Raw genomic sequence first — 24,108 nt, 5'->3', positions numbered from 1 at the left:
TTTAGATGGAATTTGGCGCTGGGCTGGCGGCGCGGTTGGAAAAACGGCCGTGCATCCACAGCCGGAACCGGTCGAGGTACAAATAAACGACCGGCGTTGTATACAAAGTCAAAAGCTGGCTGAAAATCAGGCCGCCCACAATGGAAATACCAAGTGGTTGGCGTAGTTCTGCACCGTAACCGCTGCCCAAGGCCAGCGGCAAAGCGCCGAACAGTGCGGCCAGCGTGGTCATCAGGATCGGTCTGAAGCGCAACATGCAGGCCTGAAAGATCGCTTCGCGCGAATCCAGGCCACGCTCGCGCTCAGCCAGCAGCGCAAAGTCTATCATCATGATCGCATTTTTCTTGACGATGCCGATCAGCAAAATCACCCCGATCAAGGCAATGATGCTGAACTCCTTGTCGCAAGCCATCAAGGCCAGCAAGGCGCCGACGCCCGCCGAGGGCAGGGTGGATAGTATCGTCAAGGGATGTATCAGGCTTTCGTATAACACGCCCAGCACAATGTAAATGCTGATCAACGCGGCCAAAACCAGCCAGGGCTGGCTGCGCAAGGCTTCCTGAAACGCCTTGCCCGAGCCTTGAAAACTGCCGGTAATGGCAGCCGGCAGGCCGATGTCGCGCAACGCTTGATTTATTGCAGCATCGGCCGTGGACATCGAAATGCCCGGTTTTAAATTAAACGACAATTCGGTCACGGCAAACTGGCCTTGATGATGCACCGATAGCGGCGCATTGCTCGGCGCGAAGCCGGCCAGCGTCGACAGCGGTACTTGCTTGGGCTGCGCCGGCGTACCGTCGGTTCCGGTTCCGGTTCGGCCGGGCGCGCTGATATACAGTTGTTTCAGGCTATCCGGCGATTGCCAGTACTGCGGCGCCAGTTCCATCACTACTCGATACTGATTCAGAGGGTTGTAAATCACCGACACCTGGCGCTGCCCGAAGGCGCTGTTCAGGCTATTGTCGATCAAGGCCTGACTGACGCCGTAACGCGCGGCTAGATCGCGATTGACGGTCAGGCCGATTTGTTCGCCCTTATCCTGTTGGCTGGTGCTGACGTCGCTCAATTCCGGCAGCCGGGCCAGGGCGGCTTGCACCTTGGGCGTCCATTCCCGCAATAGATCCAGATCGTCGGCCTGCAAAGTGTAATCCAGCATGCCAAACGACATACGTCCGCCGATGCGCAGTTCCTGGGCTGGAAACATATGCAAACTGGCGCCGGGCACCCGGCCCGCAGCCTTGCGCAGGCGCTCCATCACCACTTCGACGCCGTCGCGTTGTTCGTGCGGAATTAGCGTGATGAAAATCCGCGCGCTGTTACTGCTTTGCGAACTGCCGGCAAAGCCGGCGACATTGGCGACCGCCGGGTCTTTTTGCAAAATCTCGGAAATTTGCGCGAATTGCTTTTGCAGGGTTTGGAACGAAGTGTTTTGATCGGTTTGAATCTCGCCCAGCAAGCGGCCGCCGTCCTGGGTCGGGAAGAAGCCTTTGTCGATAGCGCCGTACAAATAAATGTTTAAAGCGATGGTCGCCAGTAACAAAGTCAGCATGATGCGGCCGTGGCGCAAGGCCCAGCTCAGGCTGATCCGGTAGATGTTCTGTATCCAATCGAAAGCCGCGCCTATGCCGTGATAGACGGCGCCATGCTCCTTGGATTCCTTACCCAACCAGCGCGCGCACAGCATGGGGGTGGTGGTCAAGGAAATCAGCAAAGAAACCAGTACCGCCGCCGACAAAGTCACTGCAAATTCCCGAAATAGCCGGCCCGGCACGCCGCCCATTAATAAAATCGGCAGGAACACCGCCACCAGCGACACGCTCATCGCCAATACGGTGAACCCTACTTCCTTGGCGGCCAACAGCGCCGCACGGAACGGTGCCACGCCTTCCTCGATATGCCGGTTGGTGTTTTCCACCACCACAATCGCATCGTCCACCACAAAGCCGGTGGCGATGGTCAAAGCCATTAAAGTCAGGTTGTTGATGCTAAAGCCGCACAAATAAATCACCGCGCAAGACCCCAGCAAAGAGGCCGGCACCGCGACGATGGGCACCGCCGCCGAGCGCGGATTGCGCAGGAACACCAGCACCACCAGAATCACCAGCAACACGGCGACGAACAAGCCGTGTTCGACTTCTGTAATCGAGGCACGGATGGATAATGATCTATCCACCACCACCGAGAGTTCGATATTGCTGGGCAGCGCCGCCCGTAAAGCTGGCATTACCGCCAGCACTTGATCGACAGTCTGAATCACATTGGCCAAGGGTTGTTTGCGGATAATCAACAGCACCGAAGGCTTGCCGTTTTTGGCACCGGTATTGCGCAAATCTTCCACAGAATCGACCGCTTCGCCCAGATCGGCAATCGTCACCGGCGCACCGTTGCGATAAGCCACAATCAACGGCAGATATTCCTCGGCTTTACGGGCCTGGTCGTTGGCTTGAATCTGCCAGCGGGTGGTGGCGCTTTCCAGTACCCCCTTGGGCCGGGTGACGTTGGTTTGGGCGATGGTGTTGCGCACGTCTTCCAAGCCAATGCCGTATTTACTCAAGGCGTTGGGGTTCAGTTCCACACGCACCGCCGGCAGCGCCGCGCCGCCGATTTGCACTTGGCCGATGCCGGGAATCTGGGAAATTTTTTGCAGCAAAATCGTCGAAGCCGAGTCGTACATTTGACCGCGCGTGAAACTGTCCGAGGTCAGCGCCAAAATCAGAATCGGCGAGTCCGACGGATTATCGCGCCGGTAGCTGGGCCGATTGGGCATATTGCTGGGCAACATGCTGGCGGCGGCGTTGATGGCGGCCTGTACGTCGCGGCAGGCGCCGTCGATGTCGCGATTTAAATCAAATTGCAGCGTGATCTGCGTCGAGCCTTGGGAACTGCTGGAGGTCATTTCCGTGACGCCGGCGATGCGGCCCAGCGCGCGTTCCAATGGCGTGGCGACCGTCGCGGCCATGGTTTCGGCGCTGGCACCGGGTATCTGCGCCTGCACCGATACGCTGGGAAAGTCCACTTGCGGCAGCGACGATATAGGCAGATTTAAAAACGCCAACACGCCGCATAAGGCAACGGCAATCGTCAATAAAGTGGTGGCTACCGGGCGGCGGATGAATAATTCGGACATGTTCATGGCTGGCCTGGGTCCTCTGCTACGGGTTCCACTGGATTCAGTCCCAGCCCCGAGTTAACCCGGCGCGCCAGCCGGTCCATGGCCAGATAAATCACCGGTGTGGTGTACAGCGTCAACAATTGGCTGAGCAGCAAGCCGCCGACCATGGTGATACCCAGCGGATGGCGCAACTCCGAGCCGACGCCGCTACCCAGCATCAACGGCAGCGCACCCAATAGCGCGGCTAAGGTGGTCATCAAAATCGGCCGGAAGCGCAACAGGCAAGCCTGAAAAATGGCTTGCTCGGGTGGCAGATGTTGCTTGCGTTCGGCTTCCAAGGCAAAGTCGATCATCATGATCGCGTTCTTTTTGACGATGCCGATCAACAGAATGATGCCGATGATGCCCAAGTCACCGCCGGAGACTTGCAAAGCCAACAACGCGCCGACGCCAGCCGAGGGCAGGGTGGACAAGATGGTGATAGGGTGGATGTAGCTTTCATAGAGCACGCCCAGCACGATATACACGGTAACAATCGCCGCCAGGATCAGCCACAGCGTATTGCCCAGCGAGGCTTTGAAGGCTTGCGCGGCGCCCTGGTATTCGCTGCGGATAGCCAGCGGCAATTCGATCTCGGTTTTGGCGGCATCGACGGCGGCGACCGCATCGCCCAGCGCGTAGCCGGGCGCCAGATTGAAAGACACAGTCGTCACCGGGAACTGGTCCAGATGGCTGATTGCCAATGTGGTCGGCCGCTCCGACAGTTCGGCGATGGCCGACAACGGCACTTGCGTGCCGTTGCTGGAGGGAATGCGTAATTCGTTTAAGGCTTGCGGGCCGGTCTGCTCGGCCGGATCGACTTCCAATACCACCCGGTACTGATTGGCCTGCGTGAAGATGGTCGAGACCAGACGTTGGCCGTAAGCACTGTATAGGGCGTTGTCCACAGCAGCGGTACTGACGCCGAGGCGGCTGGCGGTGGCGCGGTCGATCTTCACAAATACTTGGCGGCCCTGGTCCTGCACGTCGCTGACCACGTCGGCAAATTCCGGCCGGCCTTGCAAAGCCTCCACCAGCTTGCCGGTCCAGCGGTTCAAATCGTCAATGTCGGCGCCTTCCAGGGTAAATTGGTATTGGGTGCGGCTGACCCGGTTTTCCATCGTCAAATCCTGCACCGGTTGCAGATACAACACGCTGCCGGGCGATTCGGCCAGGCGGTTTTTCAAGCGGGCGATAATCTCGTTAGCCGGCGGCCGTTGTTCGTGCGGCTTTAAGTTGATTAAAAACCGGCCGCTATTGGGTGTGGCATTAACGCCGTCGACACCGATGAACGAGGACAGGTTTTCCACCGCCGGGTCTTCCAGTATCAACTTAGCCAGTTTTTGCTGTTGCTCGGCCATGGCCGGAAACGACACATTTTGCGGCGCTTCGGAAAAACCCTGAATGATGCCGGTGTCTTGGCTGGGGAAGAAGCCTTTCGGTATCCAGATGTACATCGCCGCGGTCAATGCCACGGTGACGAAAAACATCAGCAAGGTCGCCGCCTGCCGTTGCATTACCCAACTCAGGCTGCGGCCGTAGGCCTTGATCAAACGCCCGAACCAGTCGTCGCCGATTTCATCTTCCTTATGGTTGCCCGCGCCGGGGCGCAATAGTTTGGCGCACATCATCGGCGTCAGGGTCAACGATACTACTGCCGAAATCAAGATAGCCACGGCCAAGGTAATCGCAAACTCCCGAAACAGCCGACCCACCACGTCGGACATGAACAGCAGTGGAATCAATACCGCTACCAGCGAAAAAGTCAGCGAAATAATGGTAAAGCCAATCTGCGCGGAGCCTTTTAGTGCCGCCTGCAACGGCGTTTCGCCGCGTTCGATGTAGCGGGAGATGTTTTCGATGACGACAATGGCATCGTCCACCACGAAGCCGGTGGCGATGGTCAACGCCATCAGGGTTAAATTGTTGATGCTGAAATCGGCTAGATACATGGCCGCAAAGGTGCCCACCAGCGACAGCGGTACCGCAATGCCGGGAATGATGGTGGCCGGGATATTGCGCAGGAACAGGAAGATCACCATCACCACCAGCGCCACCGCCAGCAATAGTTCGAATTGTACATCGTGTACCGAGGCGCGAATGGTGACGGTACGGTCGGTCAGCGGCGTAACTTCTATGCCGGGCGGCAGCGAGGCTTGCAGTTTGGGCAGCAATTCTTGGATGCTATCCACCACCTCGATGACATTGGCGCCGGGCTGGCGCTGGATGTTGACGATAACGGCCGCGTTGTCGTTGGCCCAAGCGGCCAGACGCACGTTTTCGGCACCGTCCACGACCTCCGCCACGTCCGCCAGTTTGACCGGCGCGGCGTTTTTGTAAGCCACCACCAACTCGCGGTATTCGGCCGGTGAGCGCAATTGATCGTTGCTGTCTATCGTCGCGGCGCGGGTTGGGCCGTTGATTGAACCTTTTGGTTGGTTGACGTTGGCGGCGGCAATCGCGCTGCGCAGGTCTTCCAGGCTGATGCCGTAAGCAGCCAGCGCTTTGTGGTTGGCCTGAATCCGTACCGCCGGTCGTTGGCCACCGCTGATGCTGACCATGCCGACGCCGGGTAATTGGGCGATTTTTTGCGCCAGCCGGGTATCGACCAAATCTTCTACCTTAAATAAAGGCAGCGATTTGGCGCTGACCGCCAGCGTCATGATGGGGGTATCGGCCGGATTGACCTTGCTGTAGATGGGTGCTTGAGGCAAATCGTCGGGCAAAAAGTTGGCGGCGGCGTTGATCGCGGCTTGTACGGTTTGCTCGGCAACGTCCAGATCCAAGTGCAAGTTAAACTGCAAGGTGATCACCGACGCGCCGCCCGAGCTGGTGGAGCTCATTTGCGTCAAGCCCGGCATTTGTCCGAATTGGCGTTCCAGTGGTGCGGTAACGATGGAGGTCATCACTTCCGGGCTGGCGCCGGGATACAGGGTAGTGACCTGGATGGTGGGGTAATCCACCTGCGGCAGTGCCGAGACCGGCAATAGTCGATAAGCCAGTATGCCTACCAATAACAAAGCCACCATCAACAAGGAGGTGGCTACTGGCCGCAGGATGAATAGGCGCGAAGGATTGAAACCGGCCTTGCCCGGATCGCTAAGACTCATGGTTTATCCGCGCCGCCGGCGTTTGCCGGATTCGTCTTCCGGCTTGGGTTGCAATTCCGGTTTGGCGGCGACTGCTTGGCCGTCTTTCTCGGCCACATCCACCACGCCTCCGTCCTTGACCCGGTCGATGCCGGTGAGGATGAGTTGTTCGCCCGCCGTCAGATTATGTTCGATAGCCACCTTTTCTCCTTCGCTGGGGCCGGGTTCGACGCGGCGCAGATGGGCGATGTTCTCGGCATCGACCACATACACAAACGCACCCTGGGTATCGTGTTGCAAGGCGCTGCTGGGTATCTGCGTAACGTCGTGCAAGGTATCCAGATGCATGCGCACGTTAACAAATTGATTGGCGAATAGGGTTTGCTCGAGATTGTCGAATTGTGCCTTCAGCTTAATGGTGCCGGTAGTCGGGTCGATTTGATTGTCCAGCGCGGTGAGTTTGCCTTCGGCCAATTTCAATTTGCCGCTTCTGTCGTAGGCTTCTATTTTAATGATCTGGCCGCTGCGATAGCGTTTCACCACCTCCGGCAATTTGTCCTCGGGCAGCGTGAACACCACGCTGATCGGTTGTAACTGAGTGATGACGACGAGGCCGTTGGCGTCGTTAGCCCTGACGATATTGCCTTGGTCCACTTGCCGTAAGCCCACCCGTCCGGAAATCGGCGCGGTTAGCTTGGCATAACCGAGTTGCAATTTGGCGCTATCGACCAGGGCCTGATCCATCTCGACATTGCCGCGATATTGTTTGACCTGCGATTCTTGGGTGACGGTTTGTTGGGCGGCAATCGAATCCTGTTCCAGCAGGGTCTGATAGCGGCTCCGGTCCAACTCGGCGTTTTGTAACAAGGCCTGGTCGCGGGTCAGCTGGCCTTGGGCTTGCTGCAATTGCACCTGAAACGGCCGCGGGTCGATTTCCGCCAGCAGATCGCCGGCCTTGACCATTTGCCCCTCGCTGAACGCCACTTTTACCAATTCGCCGTCCACGCGCGGTTTGACGGTGACGGTGCGCAAGGCGGTGACGGTGCCGAGCGCATTCAGATAAACCGGAAAATCGCCACTTCTGGCGGACTGGGTAGCGACGACCGCAGGAGCATCTGGTTGTTCAAAAAAGCGTCGGCCTTTGCCGCCACCGCGCTCGGCTTTAGTATCCGGGGCGGCTTCGCTGTGCTGAAAATAGACGCCGGCACCGGCCAGGCTCACCACTAATAGCGCGCCGGTCCATAGCCAGGGCCGGCGCTTGCTCGACGAGGGGAAATCGGAAATTTGTTGCTTCATGCTTGGATACGCTTAGGTAAGGTTTGCGAGCGGATGGCGCGGATGCCTGCCAGCGAAAAATCCACCACATGTTCGGCGAAGGCGCCGATGTCGCTCATGTCGCTGGGCAGGGCGCGTTGCGGCCGGGCTTGTTGTATCTGTTTCAGGCGTAGCAATTGAAAGCATTGGCCCATGATGCTGGCGTGGCAATATTGCAATTGTTGTTCGCTGGCGTCCTGGCCCAGGCATTCGCGCAGCAAGCCAAACATTTGCTGACGCTGCGGATTGATTTCCTTTTCCAGAATGTCGGCCAGCAAGCGGGTCGGTTGCGCCATTTCCTTGTGAATGATGGCAAAGGAATAGGATTCGTCGTCGGCCAGACGGCGGATTAGCGATTTGATACGTCCAGCCAGCCGTTGCTCAACCGGAGCCTGCCGGGACACGCCGCCGTCGGGCGGATGCTGGCCCAATTCGTGGTTGAAGGCATGCCGCCAAGCTTCCAGATAAAGGGTTTGCTTGTCGCCAAAGTGATAATTCACCGAGGCAATATTGGCTTGGGCCTGCTCGCAAATCTCGGCAATGGTCGCGTCCTGATAGCCTTTCTCGGCAAAGATGCGGCCGGCGGCATTCAACAATCGCTCGCGAGTTTTCTCCGACTTGGTTTTTAGGTCAGTCATGCGTAGTGCTGGAACGATGAGAGGATAAATGTGAAATTGCTAATTCAAATACGCATTTAACAAAGCACGCTACATGCCAACTTTGGGAAGGTGGCGTTTTAAAGGGTCTAGCCGCGATTGCGGCGGGGGATTGCTTGAAATTCAGCAGCGATTGGCTGTGGGGTGTTGATGGCGGGGCAGAACCCACTTTTTGCTGAGGCGCCCGCTCAGCGCTCGCCAGCATCGAAAGTTTATTGGGATTTCTAAGTCAGGCCTGTTTGCGCTGAGATTGAGGCGCCGGCATTCAGCCGGTGCCTCAATTGTTGATCTGCTTATCGCGAAGCTTTGGTGATGCCGATGGCTTTACGCAGATCGCCTAAGGTCACCACACGCGGACCGTGCAAGGCAGCAATCTGTCCAACATCCAATTTAAGCCGTTGAACATTTTCATACAGATTCAACGAATAAGGGTTCACAGATGTGGGCGCCGGCGCGTTAGCCGCTTGCGGCGTATAGGCGTCGGCCTCGATCAATATCTTTTCCTTGGGCAAATACACCGCAACAAAGGCGTCGTTGTGGCTATTCTCAGCCAAGGCATGAATTTCAATATTGCGTTTGCCGTCAGAAATCACCTGTTTGCCGGCAAAGCTGAGGAAGTTTGGCGCTTTTTTGGACTTCTCCAGATTGTCGGGGTAAATACTATGCGGTGCAGCCCAGACTTTTTCGTAATAAGCCTGATTGGGCTGATGGGTGACGATAGTGGCGCCGGCATCGACGAAGGTGCGCAAGCCGCCGCTGTGGTCAAAGTGCGCGTGAGTATTGATCACGTATTTGATCGGTTTATTGGGGATGGTTTCCTTGAGTTTTTCGATTAGCGCCAAGGAGCGTTCTTCGTTTTGCGGTGCTTCTACCAGCACGATATGGTTTAGCTGCTCGATAGCCACGCTATGGTGAGTACCGCCGGTCAAATAATACACGCCGTCCGCAAGTTTATTGGCTGCGACGATAATGTTCAGTTTCTTGGCGGCTTCGGCAGGTACCGCGATGTCTACCGGCGGGTTGGCTTTTACTGTGGTGACGTTCAAATCCAATACCGGATAGCCGCCTTGCAGACGCACGATATGGCTGGGAAACAAGCCGCCGCCAAATTCCTTGTAGTCGCTGTATTGCGTTTCCAGTAAGGTGTAGCCAAGTACCGGGTTGTCAATCCAGGTTTTGACGTTTGTTAACTGGTGGCGAGCATTCAATGTCCCCTGGTAGCGGTATTTGCCGTCCAAAGTAAAGCTGACTTCGGTGTCGGTGCCTTTGTCTTCAGATTTGGCCTGATGGCTCTGCGCTGCCCTTAAAAATCCTTGTGGCGTGGCCCAGATTTCGGCGGCGCGTTCTTCGCTAGCGGTAGGTTGCGTGGTGACGACGGGGTTAGCACTGGTGGCGCCGGCCGCAGGCGGGGCAATATTCCATGCATAAGCGCCGCTGACGTATTGATCAACCTTTTGCTCGGTGGGTTGCGGCCGATTCCGCCCCGGCTCAATCTCTTGCAAACGGCTGATTTGCACGCGGGCGCTGGCGGTTTCGTAATTGATGTCGGCGGTGTAGTTTTTGACGGCAAACGGCGGCCAGGGCAGGTCGGGATTCGGCGCCTGGCCGAATTGGTACCAACGGCCGGTGCCGCTAAATTCGATGGATTTGAGGTTCGTGACGCCCGCGGCATCGCTGGCTAATTGGATGCTGTTTTGCTGCAGCGAACTACAGCCAGTGAAAATAAGCGCGGTTAAACCGGCCGTTCGGTATAGCAATTTGTGCATGTCAACTCCTGTTGGTTTGAAATAGGTGTAGGGTTCGGTACGGGTCAAAATAGGCTGTCTGCCGCCAATGCTGGCCGGTTGGCCAATGTCGCTACTGGGATTTTCGGCGCTGATTGATTTCAATAGGAGCTGAGCTCAGCAAGAGCTGTGCCGTTTAACGGTAGGCCGCAAACCCGGCGCAACCTGGGGATGGTTTATATGGATACGAAGGGCAATATGCTGCTCAACTAGCAACAATTGCTGCTCAGGTGTTTATGCAGAATCAGCTCAATGTGCTGTGTCTGGCCTGAAGATAAAAACAACGTGCAGTGCGTCTTACGCATCTTGTCTTTATGCCAATATCTGAAATAGACATCGAAATATATCGTTTTTAAAGAGAGTCTGGCGCTCGATAGAATTTCCCTAAGCTTGTCACACAGGGAAACCTTTTATGTCGTTTGCAAAAATATCATGGGCCTTGTTGGGTTCTTTTACCGCGCTGGCTGTGTGCGTGCCCGCCGCGAATGCCACCAACGGCTATTTTGCCCACAGCTACGGCGCCCGGAGCAAAGCCTTGGCGGGAGCGAGTACCGGTTTTGCGCAGGATGCGATTGTCTCGGCGATAAACCCGGCGGGTCTGGCCTATGTGGGTGATCGCCTGGATTTGGAATTTGAACTATTCAGCCCGCATCGTGAATACCGCGTAAACGGCCGCGGCATGTTGGCGACCGGGTCGGTCGAAAGCGACAGCGAGTATTTTCCGGTGCCGACCCTAGGTTGGAGTTACAAATTGGATGCCGAGCAAACCCTCGGTGTAGCGATGTACGGCAATGGTGGTATGAACACCGATTACAAACCATTAGTTAACGGTAATGGCTTGTTTACCGGCGCGAACGGTACCTTCGGCGCCGGCCGCACCGGTATCGATATGGCGCAAGCGTTTATTGTGGGCACCTATGCGCATTCGTTTGCCAAAGGCCGGTATGCATTGGGGATTTCGCCGATTTTCGCGGCGCAGACTTTCAAGGCCAGAGGCCTGAATACATTCGGTCAATTCGGTTTTTCCAGTGAACCGGATCACTTATCGGATCAAGGGCGCGATTATTCTTTCGGCGCCGGCTTCCGGGTAGGCGGATTAGCCGAGTTAACGCCGGGTTTGCGATTGGGTGCGTCTTACAAAAGCCGCATCTATATGTCCAAGTTTGAACGCTACTCCGGCTTATTTGCCCAGGGCGGTGGTTTTGATATTCCGGACAGCTTCAATGTCGGTTTGTCCTGGGACGTTAGCAAAGCGCTGACCGCCAATTTTGACGTCGAGCATATCCGCTACAGTGAAATTAAATCGGTCGGCAACACCTTTCAGGGCAATTTGCTGGGGCACGCCGACGGCCGAGGTTTTGGCTGGAACGACATGACGATTTATAAAGCCGGGGTGCAGTGGCAGCAAAGCCCGGATTGGATTTGGCGCGGTGGCCTGAGTTATGGGCAGCAACCCATTGAAGGCTCCGAGGTGCTGTTCAATATTCTGGCGCCCGGCGTCCAGGAATGGCACTTGACTGGCGGCTTAAGTCACGCGCTTAGCAAACAGGACGAACTCAGTTTTGCATTCATGTATTCGCCACAGAAAACCATTACCGGCCCGAATCCATTGAGTCCGGGCCAGTCCATCGATTTGTCGATGAGCCAGTTTTCGCTGCAATTTGGTTGGACGCGGCGGTTTTAATCCATTCAGGGCTCTCCTCCCTCTCAAGCGCCGTCAAGGCGCTTCTTTTTAAACGACTGTTACAACATATGCCGATGACTTTTCCCGCTGCTAACCGGATTGCCAATCTTAAACCGTCCGATATCCGTTTGATGACCCGCGAATGCGAACGCATCGGCGGGATCAATCTGGGGCAGGGCTTAGGCGATTTGCCGGCGCCGGCCCTGGTGCGGGACGGCGCGATCAAGGCTATTCAAGACGGCCTCAATACCTACACTGCCTCGGAAGGCGTGCCGCCATTACGGCAGGCGATTGCCGCCAAGCTTAAGCGCGACAATGGTTTGGACGTCGATCCTGACAGTCAGATCGTGATTAGCGGCGGCACTACCGGCGCGTTTGCAGCCACCTTGACGGCGCTGTTAAACCCAGGCGACGGTATTTTGCTGATGGAGCCTTACTACGGTTACCATCTGAATACGATTCTGCTCAACGGCCTGGAGCCACAGTTTTTAACCTTGGCGCCGCCGACTTTTGCGCTTGACGAAGCGGCGTTGCGTGCCGCCCTAAAACCCAATACCCGGGCAATCGTGGTTTGCACACCCAGTAATCCCAGCGGCAAACTCTTCAGTGCCGCCGAGTTGGCAATCATCGAGCGCGTGGCCGAGCAGCACAATTTGCTGGTCATTTCCGACGAAATCTACGAATACATCACCTACGACGGCGTGCCGCATATTTCCCCGGCCAGTGTCGGCAATCTGGCCAAGCGTACGGTCAGTATCATGGGCTTTTCCAAAACCTTTAGCATTACCGGTTGGCGGCTGGGTTATGCGGTCGCCGAACCGGCATTGGCGCAGGCGATAAATTTGGTTAACGATTTACTTTATGTTTGCGCGCCGTCGCCTTTGCAATACGGTGCGGCCGCCGGTTTGCAGGCGCCGCCGGACTATTTTCAGCAGCTCAGGACGCAGTATCAACGCAAGCGCGACATCATTTGCGCCGGCTTGCATGCGGCTGGTTTGACGCCCTTAGTACCGCAAGGCGCTTACTACGTATTAGCCGACATCGGCCACTTTGGTTATCCGACCGCCAAAGCCGCGGCGCTGGCTATATTGTCACAGACCGGTGTTGCCAGCATTCCGGGCAGCTCGTTTTACCAAAGCAGCGCCGGTGAAGGCTTGGTCCGGTTTTGCTTTGCCAAAGACGATGCTACCTTACACGAAGCTGTGAAACGGCTAAGCAAATTTCGCGTTTAGTGCATGCACACCAGGCAACAATGGAAATGCTTACAAACCGGATCGTGAAATGAAGCATCGATAATCTAAACATCTTCGCATCTTCAATTGCCCATGTTACGCGCCGTTGCCTTAACAAAACACTTTCCCGGGAAACAAGTCATTGCAAACTTTTCGTTTGCCTGGAGTAGCCCCGGTATTTATTTAATCGCCGGCCCCAATGGCGTGGGCAAATCAACCTTGCTGGCGATGCTGGCCGGCGCGCTGGCCGCCGACGCCGGCGAAGTATTTGTCGGCGACGCCGACCTCAGAAACAGCCCGTTGTCGGCACGGCGACGCTTAAGCTTCTGTCCCGCCGACTGCCCGGTGTTTCCGTTTCTCACCGGCCAAGACTGGCTGGGGCTGTTAGCGTCCGTACGCGGACAACTGAATCGCCAGGTTTTAGATCAGCTGATGGATGGTTTTCAACTGCACACACACTTGCAGACCCGCTTCGATCAACTGTCGCTTGGCACGGCCCGCAAGATTTTATTGCTTGGCAGCATCGCCGCCGATACGGAAATATTGCTATTGGACGAACCGAGCAATGGCCTGGATGCCGGCTCACTGGTGGCGCTACAACAGGTTCTGAGGGAGCAGGCCCGGCAACGCCTGATTATCCTGTCTTGCCACGAACCAGCTCAACGGCAGGGGTTCGACATCATTCCGGAGCGGACCCTGTCGTTGTCGTGAAATCGTTTGCGCCCGGCGGCATGGCGTTATTTTTCCGGTTGTTGGGCTGGCGTTTACGCTTTTACGCCGATGCCAGCCTGAATTTGCTGATTCGGCGCTGGCAAATCTGGTGTTTGTTGCTGTTTAGTCTGTCGCCGGCGGATATGCCGTTAGCGGCGCAGATACAGGTCTTGGCCAAACCGGTTGACTACCTGTTGACCGGGTCCGAGACATTTCCGGCTTGGCTGGGCATGTCAGTGCTGGCGGCGGCCTGGACGTCGGTGCAAGCAGACGCGCTACGCGGCGGCGCGCCATGGCATTATCTGCGTTCATTACCCCATATCGGGGCCTTGGAAACAAAGCTCGACGCATGTCTGTTGTTAATCGCCGATTTGCCGCTGTTACTGCCGTTTATCGCCTACGAATTCAGTCGCTATCACGCCATTCGGGATTTTGATGCTGACTGCCTGCTGGCCGCGGCATTGGCCGCGCAGTTATTGCTTATTCAACAAGGGCTGTTGCGTGGCGCGACGTTGTTTGCATTTTTGACCTTCGCTATCTCGCTTTGCGCGCTAGAAATACACGGCATTGACGGTTCCGGCATTGCGGTGGCGGTTTTACTTTTAGCCGGCCCAGTCTCTGCAGCCAGATTACAAACCCGATGGCGTAAGCGGATAGTGACCGATAAGCCCGATCCAAGCCGTCATTTCGCCAAACTATCCCCTCACTATCGTCCGTTCATCAATCTAGTACTGATCAATCTACGTAGCCTGCTGCAGCACCACGAACTCAGCGCCCACTTGCCGCTGCTGATTTATCTGGGCACCGTCGTCTGGTTCGGCAATATCTGGCAGCGGATTGGCTTACAAGCACCGGTAGCTACCGGTTTACTGCTAATCGGCGTGGTTCCGTTGCTGCTGCAAACGTCTAGCCTGGAAATTACCCTTCGTATCGGCCGCAAACCCCTGCAAGCTTTGTATACCTCACTGGGCATCAGCCAACAGCATTTGCTGTTGGCTGATTTGCTGACTCTGGAAGCACTGTTTACACTGCTGACGCTGGTACCTATTGCGATGCTGCACCCTATCCTAGGCATTCGCGCGGTATTGATTCTACCCGTGGGCAATATTGGCTTGGCCGCTTTGACTTGGCTTTATGCACTGGACCAAACGCACCATCCGAGAATTATCCCCAAGCTGATGGTGTCGATTTGGTTTTTAGCCATGTGTTACTTATTTATCCCTTTTTAAAATCAGCTTTAACTAAAGACACCGCACCCATCGCCAAATTTCTGCCGATTAGCTTGTAAATCAACAACCATCCAGCAATTACTGTTTGTATATCAACATACAATTAGCAGTGATCCAGATTTTTGTTTGCGCAAACAACGACTTGAAAAATGGCACATAAATTGACTATTGAAAGGAATTAAGCATTTATCGAACACCATGTCCAAATCTACCGTTTCCCGACTCGCCAGCACCCGAATTCCCACGGCGTATGGCGACTTTCAACTCTGCTATTACAGCAACACCCTGGATAACAAAGAACATCTGGCGTTTGTGATGGGTAGCGTCAGCGATGCCGACAATGTCTTGGTGCGCATCCACTCCGAATGTTTTACCGGCGATGTACTGGGTTCCAGACGTTGCGACTGCGGCGAACAACTGGACCGCTCCTTGCAATTGATCGCCGGCCAGGGTGCCGGCGTTTTGGTTTATCTGCGTCAGGAAGGACGCGGCATCGGCCTGTTGCAAAAAATGCGCGCCTACAACCTGCAAGACCAGGGCTACGACACGGTGGATGCCAATCTGTTGTTGGGCCACGGTGCCGACGAGAGAGATTATTCGTTGGCGGCCCGTATCCTGGAAGAACTAGGCGTCAAATCGATACGCCTGATGACCAACAACCCGTTAAAGATTCAAGCTTTGGAAAATGAAGGCATCCGGATCAACGCCCGTTTTCCGCTGGAAGCCACGGTTAATGCGGACAACGAAGGCTATTTGCTGACCAAAGTCCGGCGCATGGACCACTTATTAAAAATCAAACCTGCCGCGACCTGGGTAAGCGTGAGAACCGCGCATGATTGTGAACCAGCAGATTGAGCGCTGGCTGACCGCCCAACAAGCGTTTTCCGACTCAGCCAGACGGCCGTTTGTCACGCTGAGTTATGCACAAAGCTGGGACGGCAGCATCACTACGCGCGCCGGCGAAACCCTGGGTTTGAGCGGTAACGAATCGCGGCGCCTGACTCATCAACTACGCAGCCTGCACGACGGCATCCTGGTCGGTATCGGCACGGTGCTGACCGACGACCCGCAATTAACGGTGCGCGAATGGCGTGGCGACAATCCGCAACCCATCGTGCTGGATAGCCAGCTGCGGATGCCGCCCACGGCCCGCCTCTGCCAACGCGCCGATAAAAACTGCTGGGTGTTGACCCGCTTAAAAGACGATAGCGAATTCGACGGCAACGCCGAAATCATCACGCTGGAAGGCGATGACGACGGCCGTGTCGATTTGTCAGAAGCGCTGCAACGGCTTTGGGAAAAAGGCATTCGAACGCTGATGGTGGAAGGCGGCAGTCAGGTAATAACCGCGTTTTTAAAAGCGCAACTGGCCGATGCATTGGTGTTGACCATTGCGCCGACTTTGGTCGGTGGCTACAAGGGCGTTGGCAATCTTGATTTAGATTGCAAAAGCCAGCTGCCGCAAATTAGACCGCTACATTCGCAGATGTTGGGACAGGATTTGATCATGTGGGGCAATCTGCATTATCGGGAGCCGGCTTTAGCGTGAAAGCTCGTCAGCTCTGGTTTACCCATCCTGGTCACGTCGAAATCCGTGAACAGCGTTTGCCGCCGCTAGAGTTTGGGCAAATGCTGGTAAAGAGTCTTTGCTCCGCGATCAGCGCCGGCACCGAGATGCTGGTTTATCGGGGACAATTGCCGACAGATATTACACTGGATGCTTCATTGACGGCTTTGCAGCAGCAAGCCGCTTATCCCTTGCAATATGGTTACGCCTGTGTCGGCCGCGTCGAACAAATCGGCGATGGCGTCGATGCGGCTTGGTTAAATAAGCGCGTGTTTTCGTTTCAGCCGCATGCCAGTCATTTTATCGCTACACCAGATCAACTGATCGCCTTGCCGGATGATGTCGAACCGGAGGCGGCGGTGTTTTTAGCTAACATGGAAACTGCAGTCAATCTGGTATTGGACGGCAATCCGGCTTTAGGCGAACGGGTGGTTGTATTAGGGCAAGGCATCGTCGGCTTATTGCTATCCAGCGTACTGGCCCGTTTTCCCTTGGCGCAATTGCTGGCTTTGGATGAAATCGGCAAACGCCGCAATTACGCTGAGTGGCTGGGGGTGCAGCAAGCTTTCGATCCAAAGTCAGAAAGCCACATAGCGAAATTGAAAGACGCTTTGCGCTTGCCGGTCGATTTGTCGGCAACCCCACATTCCGGCTGCGATTTGATCTTTGAAGTCAGTGGTTCGCCGGCGGCATTGAATTTGGCTATCGAGTTATGCAGCTATTCCGGACGTATCGTGATCGGCAGTTGGTACGGCAGCAAATCCGCCTCCGTGCAACTGGGCGGGGTGGCCCATCGCAATCGAATCAAATTCATCAGCAGCCAAGTCAGCAGCATTGCGCCGGAATTGACCGGGCGCTGGGACAAAGCCCGGCGTTTCCAGCAGGCTTGGCAGATGATTCGACGAGTGAAGCCGCAAGCGCTGATCAGCCATCGCATTCCCATCGAGCAAGCCGCAGACATTTACCAGCTGCTGGATCAAGCGCCGGAACAAGTCTTACAAGCCGTTTTTATTTATTAATAGACCATAGCTTTAGCCAATCGCCGTGAATTTAGCCCCCTCTCCGCGCGGGAGAGGGCTGGGGTGAGGGGGGTAAACCCTAGTCTAACCTTCGCCTAAATGACATGTTAGTACCAGAGAAGGAACAATACATTCGCATTGGCCGCCCGTAACAAAATAACCACCAAAACCCAAGGAAAACCAACATGTACAGCGTAGCCGTCAGCCGAGACTTTATCGCCAACCATTATTTAATCGGCGGCGACTGGGGCAGCGAAAACCAACCCCACGCCCACCATTACATCGCGGAAGTGCGTATCGATGGCGAGGAACTGGACCAGCACGGCTACCTGGTGGACATCGTTGCCATCGAAGCCGCCTTGGATGAAATCGTCGCCGACTTCCGCGACCAAATGCTCAACGACAAGCCGGAGTTTGCCGGTTTAAATCCCAGCATCGAGCACTTCAGCCGGATCATCTGCGAAAAAATCGCGGCGGCTGTCAATCCGCCCGGCACCGGTAGGCTACGGGTAAAACTCTGGGAAAATGCCACCTGCTGGGCGGCTTACCGTTTGGCGTTCTAAACCGGCAAACATCATGCACATTGGCTTGCTGGTCGTTGGCGACATGAATAGCGTCAGCGGCGGTTATTTGTATAACCGCAAGTTGGTATCTTACCTGCAAAGCCAAGGTGATCAGGTCAACATCATCAGCTTGCCACCGCGTAATTATTGGCGGCTGTTGGCGGAAAATATTACCGGCGATTTGCTGGAGAAAATCGCCGCAGCCAAGCCGGATATTCTGATTCAAGACGCCATGGCGCATCCGGCCGTGTTTTATTTGAATCGGCGCATCAGTAAACAACTCGACATCCCGCTAATTGCCCTGGTGCATCTGCTAGCCAGCATCGACCAAGCACCTTGGTATAGCCGCTGGCTGTACCGGCTTATCGAGCGCCGTTATTTGCAAGCTGTGGACGGCATCATCGCCAACAGCCGGACCACGCTAAGCCAAATCCGACAGCTACTGGCCGGCGAATTACCTCCGCACTGTATTGCGGTGCCGGCCGGCGATAATTTTGCGGGCGTAAACATCGATCACACAGCCGTGTTAAACCGCGCGCTGGAGCCAGGACCGCTGAGGATATTGCTGGTGGGCAACGTCATCCGCCGCAAGGGTTTGCATGTGTTGCTCAAAGCCCTTAGCCAACTGCCTGCACAGGACTATCAGCTCAGCGTGGCCGGGCGAATGGATATGGAGCCGGGCTATGTCGCGCAGATTAAAACCCTGATTCAAGATGCCGGATTGACGCGAAACGTGTCCTTGCTCGGCTCCGTGCAAGATGAAGCCTTGGCCGATTTATACCGGCAACATCATTTATTAGTCATGCCGTCCGCTTACGAAAGTTACGGCATTGTCTATGTCGAAGCCCAGCAATTCGGCTTGCCGGTGATCGGCACCACGGCGGGGGCGGCTTGGGAGATTATTCGCGAAGGTGAAAACGGCTATTTGATCGAACCCGAAGATCATGCCGCCTTAGGCAATTTGTTAAAGACCTTGCATCATGATCGGCGGCTGCTGGCTCGATTGGGCGCCAACGCCTTGCAAGCCTACGCCGGCCATCCCGGATGGGAGGCAAGTTGCGCCAAAATCCGCGCTTTTTTATCCGGTCAAGTCACGACTTGGCAAAGCGGATAAACGCTCAGCCATTGGCCAACAACCGCGTGCGCCGGCTGGCGAGTCCCTGTCGGGCACAACTATCGATGTAGTGGTGCAGCGCCACCTGAGCATTGATTTTAGAGGAAAACGGCCCTTTACGGCCTTCCCGAGTCAAAAAATACCAGGCGGGCAGCCCAGTGTTAGGATTAACCACGGACAAAAATCGTTCGGTGCGAAACATAGATCACTCACTCTCAAGAATTAAACAGGCGTGATGCCGATAATGTCGTATCACTATTTATGCCATGTTTATAAGTCTTGCCAAGCCTGGCCTTATTACACCGGATTAGAGAAAAATTGTTGCTGGAGATACTGATACTGTTGCTCGGGTGTATGGTAAACAATTTGGCGGGATGGCTCACAGGACTAAGCTAGGGCTAAACTCAATGGGCTTCGTAGGATGGGTAGAGCGAAGCGAAACCCATCGCTAACTTCAACTTACGCTGAAAAAAATGACTGAATACCGTCGCCATCGTGTCCAGGGTGGCACTTACTTTTTTACGGTAAATCTGGCGGATAGAAGCCAAACACTACTGACGGATCATATTGAGATTTTGCGAGAATCCTTCCGTATGGTTAAACAAAAACATCCATTTACAATGGAAGCGATTGTAGTGTTGCCGGAACATCTGCACGCCATTTGGATATTACCCGATGGTGAAGATGATTTCAGTTTGCGCTGGCGACAAATCAAATCAGAATTTTCCAGGCATATTGAAATTGGTGAGAAAATTTCCCATAGCCGTATTCGTAAAAATGAAAGAGGAATCTGGCAAAGACGATTTTGGGAGCACCGAATAAAGGATGATAACGACTTTGCCAGACATGTGGATTACATTCATTTCAATCCAGTAAAACATGGTCACGTCACAACTGTCGCGGATTGGCCTTATTCATCGTTTCATCAGTATGTTAAGCGAGGGATTATTCCGGTTGATTGGGGCGGAGTAATGGGATTGGAAAATGATTTAAATTTGGAATAAGAATATTTATGAATTTTTACCTGATGGGTTTCGCTGGCGCTCTACCCATCCTACCGCTAAAAGAAAATTGGAAAGACAATGACAAATATAAATATTCAAAAATATAGTAGCCAAATTCAAGAAATGTCCTTGTGGGCTAAGAAGTTCACGAATTGGGATAAACTTCGCGCTATACAAAACAGCAAGATAATAAGTTCAACGTACGTATGGTTATTTGTTGTTCCACTTGTGGCAAAGTTATTGTCGAAAATAAATGAATCCATAAAAATAACTATCGACGGTAGTGTGTACGAATTTGTGATAGAGCTACCATTCTCCTGGGAGGTGTTCTTTTATTCGTCATTATGCTTTGTTATCGGTAATGTTATTTTTCTAGTTTTAGCTCCCGAGTTAATAAAAGATTTCAAAGATTATGGCGAGTACACTGGATCAAGGAGAAACATACATCATCTATCTAGGTATATGACAGAAAAATATAAGCTTCATCTAAATAATATTCGTGCTAAGGAGTTAGAAAGCTCTAAAGATTACGAAGATTTAAAGCGGCGTATTGGATTTAATGACAGTAGCAAAAATCAAAACCCTAAGGCAGAGGAAGATCAGTTCTGGTCGTTATACGACTATTTGAATATAGAATACCGTTATTTCAGATATATCTGCACTGCTTTTTATGCAATAGGTTTTGTGTTGTTTTCATGGGTGATTATAAGAAACATTTTTTGGGTACTAACTCATTAATTTGACTTATCAGGGCAGGGTGGAGAAATGCGAAACTCAACATGAAGACAGAACGAAGTGAATCGCATCACTCGCCACGGATGGGCTTCCTTTCGTCAGCCCACCCTCTCAAACCAACTTAATCCGCCGCAAAGCAATAAAAATAACCCGCGCCGCCGGTGCTGACCAGGTTTTCCTGGCTGCAGCCCTTGCTGTCGTGAGTGGAGTTCCAGGAGACATTGCCGCCGGTGGCGCCGCGGTTGGTGCGGTCTGAGTGGCCGACGCGAACGCTGCCTTCGCCGCTACTGGTGTAGTTTTTACAGGTGTGGTCGGCGGCATCGGTGTAGGCGCGGCCATCCGGTTTGGAGCCGGTAATCAGGTCGTGCTGGTTAGGGGTAGCGCCGACGCCATTGATTTGCGCGCCTTTTTCGGTGAGGTTGGTGGTGCGATGCACGTTGTTGCCCAATTGACCTAACTCCACGGTATCGCCATGCAGATGGGCAACATCGTTGGCAACGATCGCGCCGTTAGCATTGGCCCAGGGGCCGTTGCCGATCCGGTCGCGAGCGTTGACGGCGGGTTGGTCGGCCGTGGCCTGGGTGCTCAAATAGGCGCGCCAGGTACGGTTGCCAGCACCGACGTCACTCGCCAGTTTTTGGCAATGTGCATCCGCGCCCGCCAAGCCGCCCAAATCCGCGCCTTTGCCGGAGCCAACACTGGTAACGAAAAAGCCTAGCGGCGGTTTGGGGGCGTCGCCGGGGGCTTGTTGAGCGAAGGCAGTGTTGGCGCTCAGAACGAGCAGGCCGGCAACAAAGCTAGTTTTTTTCATGCATTTTCTCTCTGGTTATGGGTTATCAAAACGGATGCCTTGAGGAAGGTTCCCGCTCCCAAAACAGCAGTAATCGTGCCGTATTTAATTGCCAGGAAATTCCGTTGTTGAACAGAGTTAATGCCCGCCAGCTGTTGCGATACAGACAGGGTTTGCTGATACCCTGCCTTCAGACAAGCACTTGTGCTACCGTCTTGCCTGTAACGCGCGCAAACAACCCAGACCGCCGATGAGCATAATCGCGTCGCGCAGACGCATTAACGCAATCAAGCCAATGGCTGCCTCGACGGGCCAACTCAAATAGTGAAACGCCCAAAACAGCGCTGCTTCCAACGATCCAACGCCGCCCGGCAGCGGTAACAAAAATGACATGCGCATCGCCACCAACACCACCAGAAACGCCGACAAATCCAGGGTAAAATCGAATACGCCGAGCAGCAGCCATAACTCCAATAGCAAACCAGCCCAGCCACACAGAGATAATAGAAAGGCTTTGCATAACGCAGGCTTACCTGCCGCGACAGCAGCCTTTAAGTCGCTACCCAAACGCTGCCAATGTGTTTCGATGTTTTGTAGGCGCGGATGATGCTGCCAACGCCGGGCCAGGCGCTTTAGCCAAGCCAATATCCGTTCCGGCTGCTTTAAAATAAACCAGCCAAATAGGGACAAGGTCAGCAAGATAGCGGTCAGACTCAGCAGGATTTCTCGCCAGTTGGCGGCAGCGCCGGCCTGCGAAATCAACAGCAGCAGCACCGCCAAGACCAGGATGCTGAAGTTGATCCACAACTCGTAAAACCTATCCAGGCCCAAACTCAGCAACGCCCCGTGCAGCGGCAAATGGCAGCGCTTGTACAACCAGAAAATCTGCAAAGGCTCGCCGCCGAACTGCGGGCCGGGCGTGATGAAACTGACGGCTTGGCCGGCTTGGCGAATCAGCAATAACTGACCAACGCCGACCGGCAATTTCAGCAAATCACTCAGCACCCACCAACGCTGGGCCGCCATTAAGATAATAAGCAGATTCAGCATTATCCAGCCTAGCCATTGGTTGAAAGAAAGTGTGCGAATAGTCAAGGTGATAGCGGCAAGAGGCAATTGACTGAATACCTCTCCGGCCAGCAGCAATGCCGGCAACCACAATAAAACCGGATGCGCTTTAAACCAGTTCATCAGGCCCCGTCGTAGCGTTGAAGCCATTCGTCGCCGCATCGCCACAGACTATAACGGCCGGTGCCCAGCAGCAAAATCCAGCTGGCAGCGAAGATCAAACCATAAGACACAACTGGGTTGCTATCGTGCGGATAATGCCAACCCAAGGAGACGATCACGATCAAGGCTCCCAAACGCCCGGCCAGACCAAGCAAAACCATCGCAGCGCCTAGCACCAGCAGTTTGCTCTCGGTGTCGATGGCATCCGGTATCAGCAAAACCAGCAGCAACGGCACTAATAATCTCAGCCCTGGCTGAAAATACTGCGCGCTCCAATTTGCCAACCGCTGATAGGCCTGTGGCGTTAACCGACCGCACACCACCCACCAATCCGCCGTAAATCCGAACAGCACCGGCAGCATAAAGGCAATACCGGCGATAGCGGTCAACTCGGGATCAAGCAGCGGCCAGAGCGCTACGGCAACGAAAGCCATTTGAAAGCCCGCCAAAGTCCGACGCAAAGGATTGCCCGGCAAGTCGTATAAGGGCAAGCCCAGTAAACTACGGCGCTGCAAGCCCCAGCGATAAACATAGTAAGCCACGCTCAACAGCAAATAAGAGCTATGCAGTTTGCCCAAACCGATTGCCAATAGCGGTACGATCACCAATCCCAGCGCATCAAAGGTAATATCCAATTCATTACCCAACAGGCTGACCTGTCCGCTGCGGCGAGCCGCGAAGCCGTCCAACCTATCGAGGATAGCCGCCAGCGTGTAAAACAGCGCCGGCAAGCAAAGATAAGCAGCAAGCGTTTGCTGCATAAACAAAAAGCCGCCGGTCAGCGCGATGAATCCGCCGCGCAAGAGGGTTAAACGATTGCCCCAGCCGAGTCTGCCGTAAAGTGGCGCGTCCAAACTGGCGCGGTTTAATGGTAATCGCCGCCACGCGCATAGGCAGACATAAGCCCAGATTAGACTGGCGCGAAACAGCCAGAGGCCGGCAAGCTGCCAATCTTCCGCAACGCTGAATACACCAAAACCGATCAGCAACACGCCCAAGCCCAATTGGGCGATTACGCCCAATTCCTGCTGCAGGAAATTTAAGGTGGCATTCTCGGTTCGTTGCATGTGTGTCTGTTATTGAGTCGGATTGACCGATAAGCGCAAGCAGATGCCGTGCCAGTTTGGCGTTATTTTTGCTAACAAGCACTGTCAACCTTAAACACTCAACATCACATCCGGTCTAGCATGCCCGCCTCAGCAAACTTAAACTCACTTTATCGGCAACGGTTTTGCC

At 54.6% G+C, this 24,108-nt stretch carries 20 protein-coding genes; 11 read left to right on the top strand and 9 right to left on the bottom strand.

Annotated elements, in window-relative coordinates; all coding sequences use genetic code 11:
* Nucleotide 1: 1 nt before the first annotated feature.
* The 5 genes from DDY07_RS08625 to DDY07_RS08605 all read right to left on the bottom strand — a co-directional run bounded on the left by DDY07_RS08625 (nt 2) and on the right by DDY07_RS08605 (nt 9,976).
* A complete protein-coding gene (locus tag DDY07_RS08625) occupies nt 2-3,133 on the bottom strand; it encodes an efflux RND transporter permease subunit (protein WP_171695600.1) in 3,132 nt (1,043 codons plus the stop codon).
* On the bottom strand, nt 3,130-6,261 hold the full coding sequence (locus DDY07_RS08620; protein ID WP_171695599.1) for an MdtB/MuxB family multidrug efflux RND transporter permease subunit: 3,132 nt from the start codon (nt 6,259-6,261) through the stop codon (nt 3,130-3,132). The genes DDY07_RS08625 and DDY07_RS08620 overlap by 4 nt, the downstream gene beginning before the upstream one ends.
* Before the next feature lie 3 nt (nt 6,262-6,264).
* Entirely contained in the window at nt 6,265-7,536 is a 1,272-nt protein-coding gene (locus tag DDY07_RS08615; protein ID WP_171695598.1) for an MdtA/MuxA family multidrug efflux RND transporter periplasmic adaptor subunit, read from the bottom strand.
* On the bottom strand, nt 7,533-8,192 hold the full coding sequence (locus DDY07_RS08610) for a CerR family C-terminal domain-containing protein (RefSeq protein WP_171695597.1): 660 nt from the start codon (nt 8,190-8,192) through the stop codon (nt 7,533-7,535). The genes DDY07_RS08615 and DDY07_RS08610 overlap by 4 nt, the downstream gene beginning before the upstream one ends.
* Nucleotides 8,193-8,503: 311 nt before the next feature.
* Entirely contained in the window at nt 8,504-9,976 is a 1,473-nt protein-coding gene (locus tag DDY07_RS08605; RefSeq protein ID WP_171695596.1) for an MBL fold metallo-hydrolase, read from the bottom strand.
* 430 nt (nt 9,977-10,406) lie between these two features.
* Here DDY07_RS08605 and DDY07_RS08600 point away from each other — a divergent pair, with 430 nt between their 5' ends.
* The 9 genes from DDY07_RS08600 to DDY07_RS08560 all read left to right on the top strand — a co-directional run bounded on the left by DDY07_RS08600 (nt 10,407) and on the right by DDY07_RS08560 (nt 19,113).
* Entirely contained in the window at nt 10,407-11,678 is a 1,272-nt protein-coding gene (locus tag DDY07_RS08600; RefSeq protein ID WP_171695595.1) for an OmpP1/FadL family transporter, read from the top strand.
* A 74-nt stretch (nt 11,679-11,752) separates the two neighbouring features.
* A complete protein-coding gene (locus DDY07_RS08595) occupies nt 11,753-12,910 on the top strand; it encodes a pyridoxal phosphate-dependent aminotransferase (protein WP_171695594.1) in 1,158 nt (385 codons plus the stop codon).
* 93 nt (nt 12,911-13,003) lie between these two features.
* Nucleotides 13,004-13,621: an ATP-binding cassette domain-containing protein gene (locus DDY07_RS08590; protein ID WP_171695593.1), complete on the top strand. Its 618-nt coding sequence runs from the start codon at nt 13,004-13,006 to the stop codon at nt 13,619-13,621.
* Nucleotides 13,618-14,850: a hypothetical protein gene (locus tag DDY07_RS08585; RefSeq protein WP_171695592.1), complete on the top strand. Its 1,233-nt coding sequence runs from the start codon at nt 13,618-13,620 to the stop codon at nt 14,848-14,850. Before DDY07_RS08590 ends, DDY07_RS08585 begins: the two co-directional genes overlap by 4 nt.
* A 198-nt stretch (nt 14,851-15,048) precedes the next feature.
* Nucleotides 15,049-15,705, top strand: coding sequence for a GTP cyclohydrolase II (gene ribA / locus DDY07_RS08580; protein WP_171695591.1), 657 nt, complete (start codon nt 15,049-15,051; stop codon nt 15,703-15,705).
* The gene (locus DDY07_RS08575; protein WP_171695590.1) at nt 15,683-16,399 is read left to right on the top strand and encodes a RibD family protein; all 717 of its coding nucleotides are present in this window, start codon (nt 15,683-15,685) and stop codon (nt 16,397-16,399) included. The genes ribA and DDY07_RS08575 overlap by 23 nt, the downstream gene beginning before the upstream one ends.
* Nucleotides 16,396-17,436, top strand: coding sequence for a zinc-binding dehydrogenase (locus DDY07_RS08570; protein ID WP_171695589.1), 1,041 nt, complete (start codon nt 16,396-16,398; stop codon nt 17,434-17,436). Before DDY07_RS08575 ends, DDY07_RS08570 begins: the two co-directional genes overlap by 4 nt.
* Before the next feature lie 185 nt (nt 17,437-17,621).
* Nucleotides 17,622-17,999, top strand: coding sequence for a 6-carboxytetrahydropterin synthase (locus DDY07_RS08565; protein WP_171695588.1), 378 nt, complete (start codon nt 17,622-17,624; stop codon nt 17,997-17,999).
* 13 nt (nt 18,000-18,012) lie between these two features.
* Nucleotides 18,013-19,113 (top strand): glycosyltransferase family 4 protein, encoded by a 1,101-nt coding sequence (locus DDY07_RS08560; protein WP_171695587.1) that lies wholly within the window; start codon nt 18,013-18,015, stop codon nt 19,111-19,113.
* Nucleotides 19,114-19,117: 4 nt separating this feature from the next.
* On the opposite strand, the gene DDY07_RS08555 is transcribed toward DDY07_RS08560, so the two are convergent.
* Nucleotides 19,118-19,315, bottom strand: a complete 198-nt coding sequence (locus tag DDY07_RS08555) for a DUF6316 family protein (RefSeq protein ID WP_171695586.1) — start codon at nt 19,313-19,315, stop codon at nt 19,118-19,120.
* 271 nt (nt 19,316-19,586) lie between these two features.
* On the opposite strand from DDY07_RS08555, the gene DDY07_RS08550 reads away from it, so the two are divergent.
* Together DDY07_RS08550 and DDY07_RS08545 are read left to right on the top strand one after the other, a co-directional pair.
* Entirely contained in the window at nt 19,587-20,117 is a 531-nt protein-coding gene (locus DDY07_RS08550) for a transposase (protein WP_033156370.1), read from the top strand.
* A gap of 78 nt (nt 20,118-20,195) precedes the next feature.
* The gene (locus tag DDY07_RS08545) at nt 20,196-20,855 is read left to right on the top strand and encodes a hypothetical protein (RefSeq protein WP_033156369.1); all 660 of its coding nucleotides are present in this window, start codon (nt 20,196-20,198) and stop codon (nt 20,853-20,855) included.
* A 118-nt stretch (nt 20,856-20,973) separates the two neighbouring features.
* On the opposite strand, the gene DDY07_RS08540 is transcribed toward DDY07_RS08545, so the two are convergent.
* The 3 genes from DDY07_RS08540 to DDY07_RS08530 form a co-directional block, all read right to left on the bottom strand.
* Nucleotides 20,974-21,663 (bottom strand): lectin, encoded by a 690-nt coding sequence (locus DDY07_RS08540; protein ID WP_171695585.1) that lies wholly within the window; start codon nt 21,661-21,663, stop codon nt 20,974-20,976.
* A gap of 186 nt (nt 21,664-21,849) precedes the next feature.
* Nucleotides 21,850-22,833, bottom strand: coding sequence for a lysylphosphatidylglycerol synthase transmembrane domain-containing protein (locus DDY07_RS08535; protein ID WP_171695584.1), 984 nt, complete (start codon nt 22,831-22,833; stop codon nt 21,850-21,852).
* Nucleotides 22,833-23,939 carry a CDP-alcohol phosphatidyltransferase family protein gene (locus DDY07_RS08530; RefSeq protein WP_171695583.1) on the bottom strand — a complete coding sequence of 369 codons (1,107 nt, stop codon included), beginning with the start codon at nt 23,937-23,939 and terminating at the stop codon, nt 22,833-22,835. Before DDY07_RS08530 ends, DDY07_RS08535 begins: the two co-directional genes overlap by 1 nt.
* Nucleotides 23,940-24,108: the final 169 nt, after the last annotated feature.

It is taken from the genome of Methylomonas sp. ZR1, assembly GCF_013141865.1.
Classification (GTDB): Bacteria; Pseudomonadota; Gammaproteobacteria; order Methylococcales; family Methylomonadaceae; genus Methylomonas.
The sequence above is the reverse complement of the archived record's forward strand: the minus strand, read 5'-3'. Positions and strand labels throughout refer to the sequence as shown.